At 63.7% G+C, this 512-nt stretch carries 1 protein-coding gene; it reads right to left on the bottom strand.

The window, feature by feature from the left end; genetic code table 11:
* A partial coding sequence (locus IVA74_RS14240) for a transposase (protein WP_247344602.1) occupies nucleotides 1-413 on the bottom strand: 413 nt, incomplete at its 3' end.
* Nucleotides 414-512: the final 99 nt, after the last annotated feature.

Below are 512 nucleotides of genomic sequence, written 5' to 3'. Positions count from 1 at the left end.
AGCAGCGCAGCCAGCGCCTCAGAGAAGTCGCCGGTCGAGATACCCTTCAGGTAAAGGATCGGCAGCAGCGTCTCGATCGACTTCGACCGGCGCATGTAGGGCGGCAGGATCGACGGCGAGAACCGGATGCGGCCAGGATCGGCGGCGTCCGCTTCGCGATCGCGTACACGCGGCTGGCGGACGGCGACCGGACCGATGCCGGTCATCACCTCGCGCTCCGGCAGGTGACCGTGGCGGACCACGCGCTGGTGGCCGTCCCGGGTCTTCAAATCGGCATGCTGGCCTAGAAAGTCTGCAACCTCGGCCTCGACCGCCTGGGCAAGCAGGGCACGCGCTCCATTGCGCAAGACTTCTGTGAGTTGATCGTCGAAGATTCCTGGCTGAATCAGATGGATGACGTTATCGTTGGACACGGCATATCGCTCCTTCGGTGGAGAAGTGGAGGCGTCAAGCACCCCCACGATATGCCGCCTTTCCGATTCCCGCCGTCACCAACTTTGGGCGATAGCTCC

Source organism: Bradyrhizobium sp. 132 (assembly GCF_023074185.1).
Lineage (GTDB): Bacteria > Pseudomonadota > Alphaproteobacteria > Rhizobiales > Xanthobacteraceae > Bradyrhizobium.
The sequence above is the reverse complement of the archived record's forward strand: the minus strand, read 5'-3'. Positions and strand labels throughout refer to the sequence as shown.